General features: G+C 72.5%; 2 protein-coding genes. Both read right to left on the minus strand.

All coding sequences use genetic code 11. From position 1 onward, the window contains the following. Nucleotides 1-1,618, minus strand: a 1,618-nt coding sequence (locus ACTUAL_RS03395; protein WP_440899236.1) for an ATP-binding cassette domain-containing protein, incomplete at its 3' end; no start/stop codon positions are given. Beyond that, on the minus strand, nucleotides 1,615-2,023 hold a 409-nt coding region (locus ACTUAL_RS03400), incomplete at its 5' end, for an ATP-binding cassette domain-containing protein (RefSeq protein ID WP_440899237.1). The genes ACTUAL_RS03395 and ACTUAL_RS03400, both read right to left, overlap by 4 nt.

Genomic DNA, 2,023 nt, shown 5'->3' on the forward strand with positions numbered 1-2,023 from the left:
GCTCCTGCTCGGTCTCCACGTCCAGCGCGCTGGACAGGTCGTCCATCACCAGCAGGTCCGGTCGCCGCGCGAACATCCGCGCCGCGGCCGTGCGCTGGATCTGCCCGCCGGACAGGCGCACGCCCCGCACCCCGATCTCGGTGGCGTCACCCTCGTCGAGGCGCTCCAGGTCCGGGCCCATCACCGCCAGGGCCATCGCCTCCTCGGCCCTGCCGTCGTCGGGCAGGCCCAGCAGCACGTTCTCCTTGATCGACCCGGACAGCAGCGTCGGGCTCTGCGCGGTGTAGGCGACCCTGGGCGGCAGCAGGAAGTCACCGCGGTCGGCCACCTCCTCCCCGTTCCACCGGACAGAACCGCCCTGGGGCTCGTAGAGGCCCAGGACGCTGCGCAGCAGGGTGGTCTTGCCCGACCCGACCTCGCCGGTGATGACGGTGACCGTGCCGGGGCGCACGTCCAGGCTGACGTCGTGGATCCCCTGCCCGCTGCCGGGGAACACGTGGGTCAGCGACCGGACCTCCAGGCTGCGCAGCGGTTCGGCCGCCTCCGGTTCGGCCGGCGCGGGCGGCTCCGACTTCAGGTGGAGCGGGTTGTGGTCCACAAGCGACAGCGGTGGCGCGCCCTGCAGCAGCGTCGCGGCCCTGGTGAACGACACCCCGGACTGCTGGTAGGTGCGCACCAGGTAGCCCATGAAGCCGGTGTAGTCGGCCACCTGCATCAGGTAGGTCGAGAACAGCACGAAGTCGCCGATGGTGAAGTCGCCGCTGCGCATCTGCCCCGCGGCGGCCAGCAGGGTCAGCCCCGCGCCCAGGCTCGCCGTGCTCGCGAACACCGAGTCCAGGGCCAGGCTCTGCACCTTGTCGCGGATCATCGCGTGCTTGCGGACGTCGTTGCGCGCGCGCAGCCGGGCCACCATCTGGCGCTGCCGGTCGGAGGCCTTGATCGCCCGCACCGCGACCACCATCTCGCCGATGGCGCCGGTGACCTGCGCGGTGGCCTCGCGGCTCTGCTCGCGGATGCGGTAGGCCCTGGCCTTCGCCAGCTGGGCCAGCACCAGCACCGCCACCAGCGGCACCATCACGATCAGGGTGATCTGGACGTCGACGCTGAGCATGATCGCCAGGCCACCGCCCGCGAAGATGATCGCCGACATCATGTCGAAGCCCCAGCCGCCCATCATCGCGATGGCGTCGCTGTCATCCCGGACGGTGGAGATGCTCTCGCCCTCGGTGCCGGGCAGCGCCTGCGCGCCGGGCCTGCGGAACACCCGCGCGAGCATGTTGTGCTGCACCAGCGCCCTGGCGCGCAGGTACCAGCCCGCCCAGGCCACGGTGGCGCCCAGGATGGCGGTGCACCGCGCCAGGCCGCCCGCGACGACGATCGCCACGACGGTCCACACCGTGACGCCTGCGGGCGCGCTCCCCCCGAGCACGTCGAACAGCAGCTTGCCGAGGACGCCGGGCAGCAGCGGCCACAGGTGGAACACGCCCCAGCCGAGCGCGGCCAGCGCGTAGCGGCCGGGGCTGTAGGCGATCAGCTTGCGCAGGAACGTCAGCGTCGCGGGGACGTCGTCGCGCCGCGCCGCGCCGTCGGCGGGAGCCCCGCCGGTCTGCGTGCTCATCGGAGCACCTCCCCGATCCTGGCCAGCTCGGCCAACCTCGACTCGGGGTCCTGGAGCAGGGCGGACGTGCGGCCGGTCTCGACCACCTCGCCGCTGTCCAGGACCACGACCCGGTCTGCCCGGCGGATGGTGTCGAGCCTGTGGGCGATGACGATGACGGTGCGCCCGGCCAGCAGGGTGTCCAGGGCGCGTTCGAGGACCAGCTCGGTGGCCAGGTCGAGCTTGCTCGACGGCTCGTCGAGGATGATCAGTCCGGGGTCCTTGAGGAACACCCTTGCCAGCGCGAGGAGCTGGGCCTGCCCGGCCGAGAGCGCGCCTGGGGTGACGCGGCTGTCCAGCCCGTCGGGCAGTCCGTCCAACCAGGGGCGCAGGCCCAGCTGGTCGAGGATCTCCAGCAGCCTGACG

The organism is Actinosynnema sp. (assembly GCF_052038725.1).